Here is a 16,421-nt window from a genome sequence, read left to right on the forward strand (position 1 = left end):
CTTATAATGATATGCGAAAACAGATTTATTTATTGCTCTTGATAGGGGGCGGTTGCCTGGGAGGTGGATGTCAGAAGGTAGAGATGCCCGTTCAGTATCCTTTTGCTTCGGAACCTGGACCACAAACCGAATTGGACCAATGGCTGTCGGAAGAATTTACTCGTCCCTATAATATAGAGGTGGTGTACACCCGGACGCCTTACAGAGAAACTGACTGGCCTGACAACCTGCCTCCCAATCGGGAGAAAATTCGTCCGTTGCTGGAGGCCTTGAAGGCTTTGTGGATAGAACCTTTTGAACAGGCCGGTGGTACACCTTTCGTGAAGGAATATGTTCCCCGACAAATCCTTCTGTGGGGAGATGTTAATTTGAATTCCTTGCAGATAGGTGAAATTAATACCTCTTTGGGGGAAGCTGTTCTTCCGGTGTTTGAGGTCAATCGTTTTTCGGCAGCAACGGCAGAAACCCTTTTCCCGTATGTGCGGATGGCGACTTTTGCTTTTGCCAAACGGCTGGTACAAGGACGACCTTCCTTACTCGACAAGTTTGCGGCACTCAATCCATCGTCTTTTTATTATGACTGGTCGAAAAGTGCGGATGTATCCAAAGGGGAGTATCAGTTTCAGGGTACGCCTTACAGTTGGAAGAAAGGTTTCTTCAGCAATGGAGCAATGGAATCATCCCTTTGTGATTTTGCCGAGACACTGAGTATGCTTGTATGTTTGTCTGTCAGTGAAATCAATGAGTGTTTAAATACGGCACAAGAATTGGGAGGTGAAGGAGCCAAGGCGACATTGCAGCGTAAAATGGCTTTTGTCGATGAGTTTTTGTGGGAGAACTTTAAGATTCGCAGGGAAGCGCAGCTGACCCGGGTCATTTCAGCTTCTCTCAAACATTATAAACAACCACATGATGCTCCGGCATCGTGACAAAAAACAATGTGATGAAAAAATTGATTTTTTATATAATGATGGCCTGCGGATTAGGTATGGGGTGCAGCAAGCAGGAACCTGTATCGGTGAGCAATATTGAGGACTTGTCGGCGGCAAAGGGTTTCCGGGAACGCTTGTGCCAAGCGGAAAACGGATGGCTGGTGCGTTATTTCCCGCAAGTGGATAATTATTTGAATACGAATATCACCGAAAATATAAAGACGAACTATAACTCGTTGTATCCTGAAATCTTATCCCGCCGTCTGGGAGTGGGAGGCTATAATCTGTTTGTAAAGTTCCAACCCGACGGCACCCTGAAGATGCTGACGGATATCGCTTTCCGGCAGTCGGAGGCTGACCGAACGGAAATGGAGCGGAAAACCTATTATGCGCCGGAATTCAATCTGGAGGTGATGGAGGCAAACTATGAGATAAAGGTGGCGGAGGGATTGAACCTGATTTTGACGACGCCTACCATGCTCGACCAGCTAAAAGGATTTGATGTCAATGTGGAAAACCGCTTCTCTCCGGTGCGGGTGGAGGAAGACAAAATCGTGTTGCGTACGGCAAACTATCTGGGGGAGGGTTCCGAATGGATAGAACTCACTCCTCTTGATTTTCCGATGGAGGAATGGAAGGAGCGGATGCAACGGCGGATTGACCGGAAAGAACAGTTCCGGAAACGCTCTTTTGCCACTGGCAACCAGAAATCGCGGCGTCCTTGTGTCCTGCAGATTCTGCTGACGGCCACCGGGGAGGTGGTGTATCAGAGCACCATGGATTTTGGTTATACACTGATGGACGACCGCATGACTTATCATTATGGACATACGCGGGAGAATGGAGAACGGGTGGCCCGTTACGACCGTTTGCAGTATGAGCTGTTCTATAAGAACGAGCAGCCGGAAAAGACGGTGGAAGGCTACGATGGCAGCACGTATTACACGGCGTTGGGGTCGGGATATATGGCCACTGAAGAGGGAGTCTTTTTCCTGCCCGGACTGAAGTTCAACGAGGAGGTCGTGTTTCAGGAGTTTGTAGAGAAAGGAAGTCGGGAATGGGAAGGAGTGGCAGGGCCTTATACCGCCCGAATAAAATTTAATTGAATTGATAAATGAAGAAACGTATGAAATATTATGTATGGGTAGGCATGGCCGTGCTGCTGGTTGGTTGTCAGAAAGAAACGGCGGAGATGCCGCCCGAAGATTACAGCAAGTTTATCTCCTTGAAGGAAGCCGACAAGCTGCCGTTGGAGCTGGGAGTACCTTTCAACTGTTTCCCGAAGCATCCGGGCGACTGGGGTGTTACTCCGTCGGACGAATTTCAGATGGAGGATAAGAATACTTATTCAATAGAGTTGAATTTCTATGCACGGGCAGACATTCACAACCGGCAGGACCCGACCAATCTGACGGCTATGGTGATTCAGTACTTGGACACTGATAATCGGCTGGTGGTCGATACGTTGTACGACGGGAAGAACTGCATTACTTCCCGGGAACGTAACGGAGTATTGTCTTTTTCCGGCAAGCAGGCGGACCGGAAATACACGATTGAAAAGAAAAGTGGCGACCTCTTCTATTTTGCCGTGTTCCTCAGTCCGTATGGAAGGGTGGATGTCTCTTCGGAATTCTATGTCAACGGAGATGCCGATGATACGTTCTACGGAATGCAGTACGAGTATAGCCGGAACGCGGAATCCTTCCATATCACTGATTACGGGGTGGACTACCTGATTTATTCAAAAGCCATGTATTTACCTTAACTTAAATAATTTATCAAATGAAAAAAATCACCTTATGGATTTGTATGGGGAGTGTAGTCTGTCTGCTCTCCGGTTGTGCGAAAAAAGAACTGGAAAGAATGACCGATTCAACCGAAGAGAAGAAGGAGGAGCTCCTGATGGAATATAAGTTTACTCAAAACGGAATTTCTACGGTCGACATTGGGGAGTCGAAGGAGATGATTCTGGCTTTCCGTCATTTCAACAATGCCATCAACAGCAAGACGCAGAGTAATTTCTCCAAACAGCTGGAGAACTACCGGAAGGTTATTGCCGGTGCACTTTCTCCAACGAATGAAGCTCTTAGGTATCTGGTGGCCGACCGTATTTCCGGATTGACGGAACAGCTGTATGCGCTGGTGGGCAGTGAGGCGGTCAACCGGAAAGCGCAGCCGGGTGTATCGGGTACAGTGGCCGTGTCGAATGAAGAATCCAGGATGCTCGACGAAAGAGGGGTGGAACTGGGGCAAGTCATCCAGAAAGCCCTGATGGGTGCTTTGACACTGGACAAGGTCAATTATTTTCTGGAAAAGGCCCTGAAAGCAGACAATGCCTCGCCGATGGCCGGTAAGAACTATACGGAAATGGCGCATTACTGGGACACGGCCTATGGCTATTTGGGCACGTTGGACGTAGACCCGAATCGGCTGGCTCCTTTGTTCCTGGCCAACTATATTGAAAAAGAGGCGGTGGGCATGCAGGGACTGAGCGGCATCAATACGTCGGTCTATCAGGCTTTTTACAAGGGGCGGAAGGCCATTGGGGACAACAATCTGGAGGAAGTGCGGAAGCAGGCCGCTTTTATTCGTGGGCAGATGCTCAAGTTGTTTTCCTTGCGTACGGTTTATTATTTGCGGGAAAGCCAGACTTTTTTGGAACGGACGGTCTCGGTGCCGAGCGAAGGTTACTTCCATTCCATGGGAGAGGCACTTGGGTTTATCCTGGCCCTTCCGTTTGTGAAGGATGAGGCTGGAAAATCCCGAGTTACGTTGGAACAGGCAGTCGCTCTTTATGACGGACTGATTCAGAATGAGACCGGTGTGTGGGAGAAGGAACGTCTCACCGGGGTGCATGAGGGTTCCATCAGTGCGGCCATCGAAAAGGTACATCAGTATTTTAACTAAAAAAATGCATTGACCTGACATGAAGAATTATATATTGATTTTCCTTTTCTTGCTATGTGGCATGGTGGGTTTTACCTCGTGTGTGTACACCCCCATCAAAGGATACAATGGAAACTCCAAGATTGATCCGCAATACCTGGATTTCTGGTATCGGCAACAGATATTACCCGCCTATGCGGGCTATCTGGCCCAGGTGCAGCGTTTGGATGAAATAGCTGGAGAACTGGAGAAATATCCTGAAAAATTGGTGGAGCTGAAGCGGCAGTATGAGGCTGCTTTCCTGTCCTTGCAAGACTTGATTATTTTCGACCAGCCTTATTTCGTGGGAGAGCTTTATGGCTTGTACACGGTATCGGCCCGTTTCCCGGTGAATAAAACACAATTGGAGGATGCGGTGCGGAATCGGTATTCGGCGGAGGCTTTGTCGGAACGGTTGGACCGTGGGGTCTTGTCGCCCAATGCCTTGGGCTATGCGGCACTGGATTATTTACTGTATTCAGACCGTGTGGACTTGACGGGAGAGACGGGGAGAGAGTATCTGTCTTTCTTCCCGGTATTGACCCGGTTGTTGGTGAAGCAGGCTGAGGCGGTGTATGTGTCTTATGAGAAAGGTGGCGATAATTTTGTGCGCAACGATGATTTCTCCGTGGGCGGCAGCCTGAACGTGGTGCTCAACCTGCTGATGAGTAACTTTGAAGCCAATATCCGGACGGCCAAGGTCGGCATTCCGGTGGGTATTTATGGAGTCTCAGTCCATCAGCCGGAGCCGATGACGGTGGAGGCTTATTACCATGGAGAGGGACTTTCCACCCGCCTGCTGGTTCAGTCTGTTCAGGCTTTCCAGCGTTTCTACGACGGTTATCCTTACGGAGCGTCGTCGGCCAAGAACGGAGCGCTTTCTTTTGCTACGATGTTGGGAGAGTACCTTCCTCCCTCCAAGAGAACGGAGATTCTGCAAAAAATGGAACAGGTGTTCACGGCACTGCATGCCGAGCTGGATGATGAGACTGCCGATCTGGCCCGGTTGGCTGAAACTCCGGAAGGAACGGAAAAACTGAAGCGGGTGTATGCGGAATTGCAGAAAGTGGTCGGAATCTTGAAAACGGAAGTCGTGTCGGCGTTGGGACTTACGGTGACGTACAGCGACGGCGAAGAGGGCGATTAAAAACGGAGGAAAGATGAGAAAGATTTTATTGTGTATCATTTTATGTGGTGGAAGCATCGGGTGGGTTGTGCCGGGATTTTCTCAGTCGCTGCTGCATCTCTACGGCGACATCCAATGGGAAGAAAGGCAGGTGAAAGGACCTGTTTGTCTGGAAGTTTTCGGACTGGCGGGTAATCAGTCGGTACAGGTGCAGACCAATGAAAAAGGAACCGGGTATGCACTTACCGTGAAGCGTCCCGACTACACCTTCCTTTCGTTGATGTTCCGTCGCTGCGGACAGCCCGACAAGGTAGCTTACGTTAACGTACAGCTGACGGAGAGTGATTCCGTGCGGTGCGACCTGTCTTTCCGCCCGCAGGAATATATGCTGGGTGAGGTACAGGTGAAGGGCAGTGCTTCCCGCAAGGAACAGGGGCAGCGTTTTATGCGGGATGTGGAGGAGGCCATGATTTTTGCCGGCAAAAAAAGCAATGTGACTTTGACGGAAAATATGCTGTTCAACAAAGCGGCCAACAATACCCGTCAGTTGTTCCGGAACGTGCCTGGCATCACGATTCAGGAAGGAAGTGAGGGCGGTCTGCAACTGAACATCGGTACCCGGGGACTGAACCCCAACCGTTCTTCCAATTTCAATATGCGGCAGAACGGCTACGACATCAGTGCCGACCCGTTGGGCTATCCGGAAAGTTATTACACCCCCAATGCCAACGACATTAAGGAGGTGCAGGTGTTTCGTGGGGCTTCGGCCTTGCAGTACGGCTCACAGTTTGGTGGGATGGTGAACTTCAAACTTTCGGAGCCTCCGGCCGACAAGAAAATGGAGGTACGGCAGCATGTGTCGTATGGCAGTTACGGCTTCCTGAGTTCTTATACCCGTCTGTCGGGTACACTGGGCAAATTTGCCTACTACCTGTCGGGAACGGTCAAGAAGGGAAACGGCTGCCGTCCCAATGCCGACTTCAAAGGATACAGTGTACTGGGACAGTTCTTCTACCGGCCCAGTACGTATGAACTCTACAAGCTGGATGTGCTGAAATACCATTATCTGGAACACCAGCCCGGCGGACTGACCGACAAGATGTTTGCAGAGAATCCCTACCAAAGCAACCGGGAACGCAACTGGTTCATGGTGGACTGGAACATCCTGTCGTTCAAGTATCGGAAAACCTTTGAGGAGAGTGGGGATGAAGTGAATTTCCATGCGGTCGGTTTGTATGCCCGCCGCTTTACGGTGGGATACCACACCAAGCGGGTCGGTTCGCCCGACCCTCAGAATGTAGAGCGGGACCTGCAGCGCGGTATCTTTGTCAACTGGAGCATGGAGGCCCGCTACTTGAAGCGATTCCGTCTTCCACGGTCGGAGGTGAAATCTTCGTGGGTGGTCGGCATGAAATACTATCAGGGGCGGAATACGGGGGAACAGGCTCCGGGCAGCCGGGGAAAAGACCCCGATTTCACGCCGGTGGAGCGGACCACGGATTTGTCGGACATGAACGGCAAGGTGGGGCTACATTCTTTCTACCGTTATCCCAACCTGAACCTGGCCTGCTTCAGTGAGGCTTCCCTCCGTCTGGGAGAGAAGTGGACCGTGGTGCCGGGGCTGCGTTTAGAGATTATCCGTACCGGAATCTTGGGAGAACTGTCACACTACCGCGTGGCGTACACCGACGGAACTCCCCAGCTGCAGAACGACGTGCTGAAAGACCGGGTGCATAAGAACCGTACCATCCTCCTGGCCGGAATTGCGGCCTCGTGCAAGTTGCCCCGTGCCGAGTTCTATGCCAACGCCACCCGGAATTACCGGGCCATTACGTTCAATGACATGCGTACCGTATCGCCTGGACTGGCCGTCAATCCCGACTTGAAGGATGAGTCGGGCTATTCCAGCGATGTGGGCATCCGTTCCCGCGGAAAGAGTTTGCTCAGTTATGATGTCAGTGCTTTCTTCCTCTACTACGGTAACCGTATCGGAGAGTACTATCGGGAAAATCCGGAGATGAAAGGCACCTACCACCGTTATCGTGACAATGTGGGGAACGGTATCAGTTATGGGGTGGAAGGCACTTGTTCTGTCGACTTGTCTTCCTTTGCCTGGGTGATTCACGAAGATTTGAAGCCGGAAGTCTATGCCAGTGTGGCTGTGACCGGCTCCCGTTACCTGGGGCAGTCCCGGAAGCAGATAGAGTTTGTGCCGTTGTATAACCTGAAAGGAGGACTCAATGTGAGTTTCCGGCGCTTTTCGGCAGCCGTGCAGGTGAGCGGTTCCTCTTTCCAGTACACCGACGCTTCCAATGAACCGATGGACCCCAACGACGGAGTGTATGGTATCTATGGAGCTATCCCCGGTTTCTGTGTGGTCGATGCAAGTGTCAGCTACCAAGCCACCCGTTATGTGGGACTGGTACTCTCTTTGCAGAACATCGGGAACGAGATTTATATGACCCGCAGGGCTACAGGCTATCCGGGGCCGGGCATCATTCCCTCGGCTCCGTTCAACATGATGCTGACTCTGGAATTACATTTTTAAATTAATAATGAAAAATGAATTGGATGGAATTATTTAAAGAAGCAGTCTGGCTGCCGGTGGCATATTTGTTCGACCCGGCACGAAGAGTCTTTATCGGCTATCTTCTGATGTCCGGACTGATAGGGCTTTGCCTTTTTTATTTTGTACATGGAAAATCGTTTGCGGAAAGCTGGCGGGAATTGTTTGCCAAGCGTAACTGGTGGAGCGGTTCAGCCCGTACGGACTACGGACTGTTTTTCATTGGTTTGTGCTTCAAGGCGGTATGCATCGTACCCTATTTGTCGGTCGGCTCCATGCTGGCCTACGCCTTGTCCATGCAGCTGACCGATTGGCTGGGGTCCCGTCCGGACGCTTCTTCCAGTCTGTGGGTGGCATTCTGCTATCCCGTGGCTTTGTTTCTCGTGAAAGACTTTTTTGTCTTTGTCACTCATTACTACCTGCACCGCAACCGCTATTTATGGGAGTTTCACAAGGTGCATCATTCGGCCACGGTCATGAATCCGTTTACGCTTTATCGCATGCATCCCGTGGAGATTCTGTTGCAGAACCTGCAAGGAATGGCGGCTTTCGTGTTGGTGACCGGACTTTTCTTTTATTTCAACAATCATCTGGTGGCCCGCGCCACCATCTGGGGTGTCAACTCGTTCAGTTTCCTGTTCTTCATGGCCGGTGCCAATCTCCGCCATTCTTCTGTGCCGTTGAAATATCCGCGGCGGCTGGAAGTGGTGTTGATGAGCCCTTATCAGCACCAGATTCATCACAGTGACGAGGCCCGGTTCTGCCATAGCAACTTCGGTTCCCGCCTGGCCATCTGGGATTACTGGTGCCGCACCTGGGTACGTTCTGCCGATTGTCCGGAAAAAGACCTGCACTTTGGTTTGCCGGGTCGGGGACTTCATGCTTCGAATACCATCGCCGGAAATTTGCTTTCTCCTTTCAAGGGATGTGTCGCTCTTCTTCGGGGTTCTGGTTGCCGGATACGGCGTAGGTAGGCAAAGTAGAAGAAGACCGGGAGTCCGTCATTGCTAAAAATAGTTCAATGGCGGGCTTTTTTATGAGAATCTATTTGTCATTTCCAAAAAAGCTCTAATTTTACACGCCCAAGGCCGGCAGCCTGTTTGCCGACAAGATGCACCATGTTTGAATGTAATGAACAAAAGTATGATGAAAAGCACTCTCCGTATGCTGCAATGCAGTGTCCTAAGTTTGATGTCGGTGTTGGCCGGATGCAACAGCGAGGTCTTTATTGATGAATTTTTGACGGATTGTCCGACTGTTTCCCTTTCGGAGGATGAGACAGACGTGACTGTCCGTTTCGAAACCGATAATTGGGAAATTGTGAGTTTGGATAATCTGCGGGAAGACTTGTCGGTGTTTGTCACCGACCTGGAAGGGAAAAACAGAAAATCGCTTCCGCTTGAAGAAGGCGAAACCGGTATTGTGCATTGCCGGAATTCCTTTCTGGATTTTCAGGTGGAAAAAAGGAACAGTCGCGAATTGCATCTGATTGCCGGAGAGAACCTTTATGACTGGCCGTTTGAGGCCGTAATCAGGGTAGGCAACCGTTACGAGGAAAAGATGATTCAAATTTCTTTTGCACCGACAAGGAAATATCAGGTAGACAGTGTGGCATACGACTGGAGTCAGTTTTCTTTTTATGACAATATGTTGGAGCCGGTAGGCGAAATGGTAGTGAATACCTTGAACAGTACCCAGCCCGTGACAGTGTGTTTTTATCCCTACCGCAATTCAGTTCGTACAGTAGAATTTTACATGTGGAATAACAGTGAAAATATAGAGAGAGAAGCTGTACAGCAATTGTTGGAAGATTCTCTTTCCCAGATTGAGATTCCGGATGTGGTGAATGGCGTGCCAGGATTATATGGCACGAAGGTGCCTTTCTGTGTTCAGGAGCAAAGACTGGATGCGGGACTGGATAAGAATCTGGGGGTTGTGAAGAAAGTGGAACCCGGTAGGAAAGTACGCTTGGAAGTCTTTACCGGAATGAAGAAGTATAATGTACCTTATAAGGTTTATCTTTCCAATTCGTTTACCGGAAAGAAAATGATATTTTCCGGGACCCTTTCCAGTTCAACTCCGTTCGATTATTTGATAATACCTTTTGACATTACCAATGAAGATGAATAGATTCACAGTCAGGATGTACGTAGGTGCAGCCTTGTGCACTTGCGCCCTGTCGTTGTATGCAGGCGACCGTGACAGCCTTTCCCATAAGATGGTACATGCGGTAGGCTTTGACCTGAAGCCGGCCTATGTGTTTCCTACCCATGAGTTTTTTGCCGGGAACAATGCGGCTTCTGCTCCCATTCGGAAAAACCTGTCGGTCAACCTGAAATACGGATTCAAGTTTGCCCCCGATTCATATTTCGGCCGGATGTATCCTCATGCCCTGCAAGGTATCGGAGTGGGGTATCACACCTTTTCCAATTCGGCCGAAGTGGGGAATCCCTGGTCTGTTTATGTGTTCCAGACTTCCCGTATTGCGAGTATCACTCCTCGTTTGTCCTTTGATTATGAATGGAATTTCGGGGCCTCTTTCGGGTGGAAAAAGTTTGATGCCGAATCGAATCCCTACAACCGGGTGGTCGGCTCTAAGGTGAACGCTTATATTCATCTGGGATTTTTGTTGAACTGGCAGCTGGATGCGCAGACCAGTCTGCGGGCCGGGATTGCCGCTACCCATTTCTCGAACGGGAATACGGGCTATCCCAATGCGGGGGTAAATACGGTGGGAGCCACTATCGGCATCACCCGCTATTTCGGTGGAAGCACTGAAGTGGAGCGTCCTGCGGCTTCGTCCTGTACCTTTCGTCGTCTGGCTTTCAAACCCTATCTCAGTTACGATTTGATTGTGTATGGCTCTACCCGGAAGAAAGGGGTGTTTCTGGAAGACGGTACCCCTATTCTGGTGCCCGGTTCCTTTGGCATTCTGGGGCTGAATTTTACACCGATGTATAATTTCAGCCGCTATTTCCGGGCCGGTGTGTCATTGGATGCCCAGTACGATGAAAGTGCGAACATTTCCCGTCATATCGCCAACAGTGTGACAACTCCCGATGCAGAGACCATCAAGTTCTATCGTCCTCCGTTCCGGGAACAGTTTGCCGTCGGACTTTCGTTGCGTGCTGAAATTGTGATGCCCATTTTTTCCATCAATCTGGGAATAGGGCGGAATGTCATTTGTCAGGGAGCTGACACCGACGCTTTTTATCAGGTATTGGCCTTGAAAACGGATATCACCAAGAACCTCTTCCTGCATGTGGGCTACCAGCTTCGTGATTTCAAGGACCCCAACAATCTGATGCTGGGAGTAGGGTTCCGTTTCAATGCCAAAGGAAGGGAATAAGGATTCCCTTCACTTTGGAGATTGGTTATTGCACGGCTTTCAGTGCAGCCTCGTAGTCAGGTTCGTGGGAGATGTCTTTCACCAGCTGCGTATAGCATACCTTTCCATTTTCGTCTACCACGATGACCGCCCGTGCCATCAGTCCTTCCAACGGTCCGTCAGTCAGTTGCAGACCGTAATGGGCCACAAAATCCCGGCTGCGGAACACCGACAACGGCACCACGTTGTCGAGTCCTTCGGTAGAACAGAAGCGTGACTGTGCGAAAGGCAGGTCCATGGAAAGGCATAACACCACAGTATTTGCCAATCCTGCCGCCTTGGCATTGAACTGTCGGACAGACAGCGCACACGTCGGTGTGTCCAGACTGGGGAAAATGTTCAGAATCACTTTTTTTCCTTTGTAGTCCGACAAGCTGACCTCTTCCATTTTTGCATTGACTGCCCGGAAGTCGGGGGCCGTTTCTCCCACTTTGACCATCGGTCCGGAAGTGTGTGCTTCCACTCCCCGGCAAACAACAGTCTCTCTTTTTTCCTGCGGTGAGTTGCTGGCAGATGGGCTGGCTGCCGCATTCAGTGACAGGCAGAGCAGGCATACCGCCGTCATTCCTAAGATGTTACTGATTTTTCTCATATCAAAAAACAATTAAGGGTTAGGGCGCTAAAGATACGGAGATTTTTCGATTCTCCAAATGGAATGGGAATTCTTTCCGGATTTGGTTATGGACTGGTTCGGGAGGAATCGATGAAGATAGTAGGATGAATGTTGGGAGATTAGGACAAAAATTTTTTAGATTTATGAATAGTGATTATTCATCACTTTATTGAACCTTAAATAAAAGAATAATCATGGATAAGAAGGAATTAGAAAAATGGTTGATGCGGTTTTCCCGTTTGGAAGTCACTCATTCTTCTGATAAATGTATCTAATGGCTTGAACATAATGAATTGTACATTGGCGTTGCACGGTTACAGGACATCATACAACAGGGCTGATTTTGGCATTGATTTGTAGCATCGTGCTTTTAGGTTCTTGCGGAAGGCATGCTGCATATAGCAAGGATTTGTTCGACCACAGGGTTGATGCGGCTATTATAAAATGGATTTAAGTTGCGTAGTTACAATATTAATTTTATTTATACTTTTGTCTGAAACTTAAAAACTCATAATTTGATTATGTAATGAATAAAACCTATTATTGTGAATAATCTTATACAGAATGGTGGACTGTTATGTCTGTCTGATTGGATATGTAGAGTATGGAGGATAGCTGCGAGTAGCAAATAGAATCCCTTGAAAGACTTCTTTGGAATTACAATATTTGTAGAATGGATTATATGTGATATAAAAAATATAAAAAGCAATTGATTAGTTGTAACTAAACTTTTATGCCTAACTTTGAAATTAGAAACATAGACGCGGTCAAAGGAATACAGAAATTCTACAAACTCATTAAAGATGGTACTTGCCAAATGGACGAGTTTGAGAATGATGTGGAAGAGGAGTATAAGTCAGAATTAAAAACTATATATGCGTATATGGATCAGGTGGCCAATCTGAAGTCCTTGCCTAAAATAAATTTCATTTCTATAATAAAGATAAAGGAGGTTATAGGGAGTTTGAGTTTAAAAGCAAGCATTTAAGGGTTTATGGTATAGTGATAAATGAAGGTAAACTTATAATTTTGGGCGGAACGAAATCCAATCAAAAAGATGATACAACTATTTTTAGGAGAATCAAGAAAGAATATATAGACTCAACAAAAGGATAATCAAATGGACAGAAAAGAATTATTGAAAAGTCCGGAGTACTGGACGGCATCAATCCAAATGGAATTATATCGTCAGATTGAGGCTTTTATGAAAGAAAAGAATTTCAATAAGACTCAGTTGGCTGAATATTTAGGTTGTTCTAAGGGATATATTACTCAGCTATTGTCAGGAGATTTTGACCATAAACTAAGTAAATTCATACAATTGTCATTAGCTATTGGAAAAATTCCGGAATTCTGTTTTACAGATGTGGATGAATATATTCAGGATGAGACACAATCTTATAAGAATACCATTGTGGTTTCTAAAGAGTATATGTTTTCAACATTGCCATTATCAAATAAAATAATAGAAGATGCCGCATAAAATGACAACAATACCATATAGAATTAGTGGAATAAAAACCACTCAGTTTGCATTGTTCCCGGAAAAATTCGTTAACGGCAAAGATATAACTGTACAGACATCATTTTCTTTCGGATATAATGAAGGTCTGGACAGTATTCGGTGTATTTCAAATTTTGAATATTTGCAGGATGAGAATGTGTTGATGATTTCAGAAATACAATGTACATTCGATATAAGCCCTGACGGAACATCGGAACTTAAGCAATTAAAAAAAGTACCGATTGATTTTTTGCGTTATATGGCCACGATAGTAACCGGTACGGCACGTGGTATCATCCATGCAAAATCAGAAGGAACTTTATTAGCTGGTATAATACTCCCCCCGATAAATGTGATGGAGTTAATAAAAAATGATTTGCCTATCAATGGATGAAGATATGGCAAGGTAGAGATGGAAGAGATAGCAAAACATCTATGTCCTTTAAGTTTTGTATTTAACGTGAATTCGAGATAAAAATCGGAAGATAGCAAGTTGCCCGTCATTGATGAACTTCATGTCAATGGCGGGTTTCTTCTTTCCAAGCAGTTCTACCGAGTTGTATTCATGCAAATATCTGTTCCGGAAAAATCGGCTTTGCCAAATAGAGTTTGGCTATATATGGTAGAGTATTTAAATAGAAAACCTCTTTGAGCAAACAACCACCTGTCAAGGCATTTTCTACGTTTTCCTTACGGGAAACGTACGTTTTGCGGCAAGGAAACCTACGTTTCCGCCAGGAAAGACGTACGTTTCTGGGCAGAGAAACGTAAAAAACGATAAGATACTCTTCTCAAAATGTGGGCGCATTGTTGGAAACAAACAGGAGTGTTTGGTATAATTGTCTGTTGGAAAATCTGAATCCGTGCTGCGATTTTGGGTGTATGGGTGAGATAAGAAAAAATAATCCTTCCTTTTAAATTAATTAACTATCTGTTTAAGCAGTAATTACGATAATTTCGTAGATTTGCGAAAAGTTCGTAGAAGACATGGTTCGATATGGAAAAGCTAACTTATCAGGAGAAGAGATTATGCGTTTCATCTGGCATTCGGGCCCGTATTTCGTGAAAGAAACTGTGGTCCATTATGACGAGCTGAATTCTTTGTTCATAAGCCTTTAATTTTTATTATGAATTACTGAAAGTATAATATATAGGAGATATTTATATGAAAAGTTTTGTGTCATTTTTATCAATAGTATTGTTTAGTTGCAATACTATCTTTGCTCAGTCAAATAGTGATGGCTCTTTTGCATTGAAGAAAGAGAATGGTCATTATTATTTTGAAACCCTAATTAATGAAAAAGCTCCGGCTAAAATGATGTTGGAATCCGGCATTTTTGTCATGGTGATGGATTCTCTTTATGCGTTTGAAAACAAGGAAGCCATCAATCTTGATTATACTCGGACACAGGGAAATGAGAACATGAATCTCGGTGGAAAAGTCTATGATATCACCCACAAGGCAAAAGGAAAGGTCCAATTAGGGAACAATGTGGAATACTGCGGTGAGATTTTTATTCTGTCAGGTTATAACACCTACAGCGGAATCGCTATCCCGATACAGAATATATATAATACAGAGGATGGCAGCAGAATTATTAAACTTGATATGGAAAAACTGGAATTTTGCTCAATGAGCAGAAAACAATTCCAATCGGAGGTTGGAGATTATGCAGCTACAGCCATCAACTACAACAGTTATATGGGAATGCCTGCCGTCAAGACACATCTTGACTTTGAGAAGGATGGTAAGAACTATTCTCTCCCCGGTAATTATTTGCTTGACTTGGGTAACGCGTCTTTTGTTTTCCTGATGAAGCAAAGTCAGGTTGTGCAGGGATTCCTTCATGATAATCAGGATATTGAGTTGAAGAAAGCATACAACAAAAAAGGAGTACTTGTAGCAGAAGCAATCGTCACAGAAAAGGCCAGTCTGTGCAACCGAGGTTTTGAAAAGCAGGTTGTTGCCATAACTTCTGCATTGCCTAAATTTACGGTGGAAGGAAGTGTCGGGCTGAAATTCTTCGAAGGGGCTGTATCTGTGTTTGATTTTGAAAAACAGAAATTCTATACAAAGTAGAAACTGTATGCAAGTGTAAACTCAACACGTGGTATTTAGACGAAGGTTTCAAGATAAACAGCCGGTACTTTCACATCAAACTGGCCTAGACAGTTATAACCCTTTAATCCAAGAAATAATGAAAACTAATATTTTGTTTTTAATGACTGTTTTACTATGTTCTCATACCCTTGCTGCCCAATCGACAAACAATGATACGGATGTAATTCAATTTTATAAACTATCTGCTGAATATTATCAAAAAGGAGATAGTCTGGAGAAAAATTTCGATTATTATGGTGCGCTTCGTTGGTATAAAAAAAGCCTTGAAACTGATTATAGACTCCTTTATATCAGAAAAATAGCACAATGTTATATGAAAAGGGGGCAATATGGTCTTTCTAAGCTTTTCTTGAATAAGATACCAGCAGACAGTTTGACTCAAATGGATTTGAGATTCAAATATAACCTACATAAGCAGATGTCAGAAAGAGATTCCATGCTATTGGTCGGTAAAAGAATCATTGATGAATATCCATTTGACAGTGAAATTATAGCAAGTCTTGCATCTGCATACAACATACAGGAGCAACCGGATTCAGCTCTGTCTGTAACTGAAAAATATGTTTCCAATGATTCAACTAATGTATTCATCAACAGACAGCGGGCTTTCTCTTTTTATCTCAAAAATGAATATGAAAAGGCATTATCCCTATATAGGAAACTATTATTGTCACAAGACAATAGCGGTGAGACATATTATTATACGGGATTATGTTATGCTAAAATAGATAGTCTGAATCAGGCATACGATAACTTTGTCAAAGCAAATCAAAAGAAAAGGGAAAATCCATATATCCTTTCACAATTAGGATTAATAGGCATTAAAATAGGTTTTAAGGACGAGGGCATAAAATACATACAAAAAGCCATAACCTTATTGCAACCAGACACAACTTTAATGTTTGCCTTGAATGAAGCTGTTTCCGACGCATATTTTAGCAGACACAAGTACCGAGAAAGTATATGCTATTTGAACCGCTGCCTTGAGATTGTCCCTTCCTCTCTTTTTTCAATTTATAAAATAGCGCGCATATATGGCATTTTGAAGGATACAAAAAAAGAAAAACTATATTACCAACGTTTTGTGAATTCTGTAGACCTCTTAGATAATGGTGTGACAGAAGTTATAAAACGTTCATATAAAGAGGCTCAGAATCGTCTGCAAGCAATCAAAGAAGAAGAATTCTTCAAATATGGGATTCCTAAATAATGTTATATGAATTTGATGATTTCCAAATTGTCATA

14 protein-coding genes are annotated in these 16,421 nt (G+C 45.7%); 13 read left to right on the forward strand and 1 reads right to left on the reverse strand.

What is annotated here, in order from left to right; genetic code table 11:
* Nucleotides 1-11 precede the first annotated feature (11 nt).
* The 9 genes from OIM59_RS04275 (at nt 12) to OIM59_RS04315 (ending at nt 10,898) form a co-directional block, all read left to right on the forward strand.
* The gene (locus tag OIM59_RS04275) at nt 12-929 is read left to right on the forward strand and encodes a putative zinc-binding metallopeptidase (protein ID WP_299171068.1); all 918 of its coding nucleotides are present in this window, start codon (nt 12-14) and stop codon (nt 927-929) included.
* A gap of 14 nt (nt 930-943) precedes the next feature.
* On the forward strand, nt 944-2,038 hold the full coding sequence (locus OIM59_RS04280; protein ID WP_299171065.1) for a DUF4302 domain-containing protein: 1,095 nt from the start codon (nt 944-946) through the stop codon (nt 2,036-2,038).
* A gap of 20 nt (nt 2,039-2,058) precedes the next feature.
* Entirely contained in the window at nt 2,059-2,697 is a 639-nt protein-coding gene (locus OIM59_RS04285; protein ID WP_139255725.1) for a hypothetical protein, read from the forward strand.
* A 17-nt stretch (nt 2,698-2,714) separates the two neighbouring features.
* Nucleotides 2,715-3,839: a DUF4856 domain-containing protein gene (locus OIM59_RS04290; protein ID WP_299171059.1), complete on the forward strand. Its 1,125-nt coding sequence runs from the start codon at nt 2,715-2,717 to the stop codon at nt 3,837-3,839.
* Between the two features lie 19 nt (nt 3,840-3,858).
* Complete coding sequence (locus OIM59_RS04295) at nt 3,859-5,004, forward strand: imelysin family protein (protein WP_303895296.1); 1,146 nt, start codon at nt 3,859-3,861, stop codon at nt 5,002-5,004.
* 13 nt (nt 5,005-5,017) lie between these two features.
* The gene (locus OIM59_RS04300) at nt 5,018-7,531 is read left to right on the forward strand and encodes a TonB-dependent receptor (RefSeq protein ID WP_303895299.1); all 2,514 of its coding nucleotides are present in this window, start codon (nt 5,018-5,020) and stop codon (nt 7,529-7,531) included.
* A gap of 23 nt (nt 7,532-7,554) precedes the next feature.
* The gene (locus tag OIM59_RS04305) at nt 7,555-8,523 is read left to right on the forward strand and encodes a sterol desaturase family protein (RefSeq protein ID WP_299171052.1); all 969 of its coding nucleotides are present in this window, start codon (nt 7,555-7,557) and stop codon (nt 8,521-8,523) included.
* 169 nt (nt 8,524-8,692) lie between these two features.
* Entirely contained in the window at nt 8,693-9,679 is a 987-nt protein-coding gene (locus OIM59_RS04310; RefSeq protein WP_303895303.1) for a hypothetical protein, read from the forward strand.
* Nucleotides 9,680-9,692: 13 nt separating this feature from the next.
* Complete coding sequence (locus tag OIM59_RS04315) at nt 9,693-10,898, forward strand: acyloxyacyl hydrolase (RefSeq protein WP_303898160.1); 1,206 nt, start codon at nt 9,693-9,695, stop codon at nt 10,896-10,898.
* A gap of 25 nt (nt 10,899-10,923) precedes the next feature.
* On the opposite strand, the gene tpx is transcribed toward OIM59_RS04315, so the two are convergent.
* Nucleotides 10,924-11,529 (reverse strand): thiol peroxidase, encoded by a 606-nt coding sequence (gene tpx / locus OIM59_RS04320; protein ID WP_303895306.1) that lies wholly within the window; start codon nt 11,527-11,529, stop codon nt 10,924-10,926.
* A gap of 1,141 nt (nt 11,530-12,670) precedes the next feature.
* On the opposite strand from tpx, the gene OIM59_RS04325 reads away from it, so the two are divergent.
* The 4 genes from OIM59_RS04325 to OIM59_RS04340 all read left to right on the forward strand — a co-directional run bounded on the left by OIM59_RS04325 (nt 12,671) and on the right by OIM59_RS04340 (nt 16,386).
* The gene (locus tag OIM59_RS04325; RefSeq protein ID WP_299171038.1) at nt 12,671-13,033 is read left to right on the forward strand and encodes a hypothetical protein; all 363 of its coding nucleotides are present in this window, start codon (nt 12,671-12,673) and stop codon (nt 13,031-13,033) included.
* Nucleotides 13,023-13,448 (forward strand): hypothetical protein, encoded by a 426-nt coding sequence (locus tag OIM59_RS04330; protein ID WP_303895310.1) that lies wholly within the window; start codon nt 13,023-13,025, stop codon nt 13,446-13,448. The genes OIM59_RS04325 and OIM59_RS04330 overlap by 11 nt, the downstream gene beginning before the upstream one ends.
* A gap of 921 nt (nt 13,449-14,369) precedes the next feature.
* On the forward strand, nt 14,370-15,134 hold the full coding sequence (locus OIM59_RS04335) for a hypothetical protein (RefSeq protein WP_303895313.1): 765 nt from the start codon (nt 14,370-14,372) through the stop codon (nt 15,132-15,134).
* A gap of 118 nt (nt 15,135-15,252) precedes the next feature.
* A complete protein-coding gene (locus OIM59_RS04340; protein ID WP_303895316.1) occupies nt 15,253-16,386 on the forward strand; it encodes a lipopolysaccharide assembly protein LapB in 1,134 nt (377 codons plus the stop codon).
* Nucleotides 16,387-16,421: the final 35 nt, after the last annotated feature.

This window comes from Bacteroides mediterraneensis, from assembly GCF_025993685.1.
Classification (GTDB): Bacteria; Bacteroidota; Bacteroidia; order Bacteroidales; family Bacteroidaceae; genus Phocaeicola; species Phocaeicola mediterraneensis_A.

Bases quoted from the DNA above. Each gene is read 5' to 3' on its own strand.
- OIM59_RS04280 (WP_299171065.1), top strand. From the start codon at position 944: ATGAAAAAATTGATTTTTTATATAATGATGGCCTGCGGATTAGGTATG.
- OIM59_RS04315 (WP_303898160.1), top strand. From the start codon at position 9,693: ATGTACGTAGGTGCAGCCTTGTGCACTTGCGCCCTGTCGTTGTATGCA.
- OIM59_RS04310 (WP_303895303.1), top strand. From the start codon at position 8,693: ATGATGAAAAGCACTCTCCGTATGCTGCAATGCAGTGTCCTAAGTTTG.
- OIM59_RS04285 (WP_139255725.1), top strand. From the start codon at position 2,059: ATGAAATATTATGTATGGGTAGGCATGGCCGTGCTGCTGGTTGGTTGT.
- OIM59_RS04335 (WP_303895313.1), top strand. From the start codon at position 14,370: ATGATGTTGGAATCCGGCATTTTTGTCATGGTGATGGATTCTCTTTAT.
- OIM59_RS04295 (WP_303895296.1), top strand. From the start codon at position 3,859: ATGAAGAATTATATATTGATTTTCCTTTTCTTGCTATGTGGCATGGTG.
- OIM59_RS04325 (WP_299171038.1), top strand. From the start codon at position 12,671: ATGGACAGAAAAGAATTATTGAAAAGTCCGGAGTACTGGACGGCATCA.
- OIM59_RS04305 (WP_299171052.1), top strand. From the start codon at position 7,555: ATGGAATTATTTAAAGAAGCAGTCTGGCTGCCGGTGGCATATTTGTTC.
- tpx (WP_303895306.1), bottom strand. From the start codon at position 11,529: ATGAGAAAAATCAGTAACATCTTAGGAATGACGGCGGTATGCCTGCTC.
- OIM59_RS04290 (WP_299171059.1), top strand. From the start codon at position 2,715: ATGAAAAAAATCACCTTATGGATTTGTATGGGGAGTGTAGTCTGTCTG.
- OIM59_RS04275 (WP_299171068.1), top strand. From the start codon at position 12: ATGCGAAAACAGATTTATTTATTGCTCTTGATAGGGGGCGGTTGCCTG.
- OIM59_RS04330 (WP_303895310.1), top strand. From the start codon at position 13,023: ATGCCGCATAAAATGACAACAATACCATATAGAATTAGTGGAATAAAA.
- OIM59_RS04300 (WP_303895299.1), top strand. From the start codon at position 5,018: ATGAGAAAGATTTTATTGTGTATCATTTTATGTGGTGGAAGCATCGGG.
- OIM59_RS04340 (WP_303895316.1), top strand. From the start codon at position 15,253: ATGAAAACTAATATTTTGTTTTTAATGACTGTTTTACTATGTTCTCAT.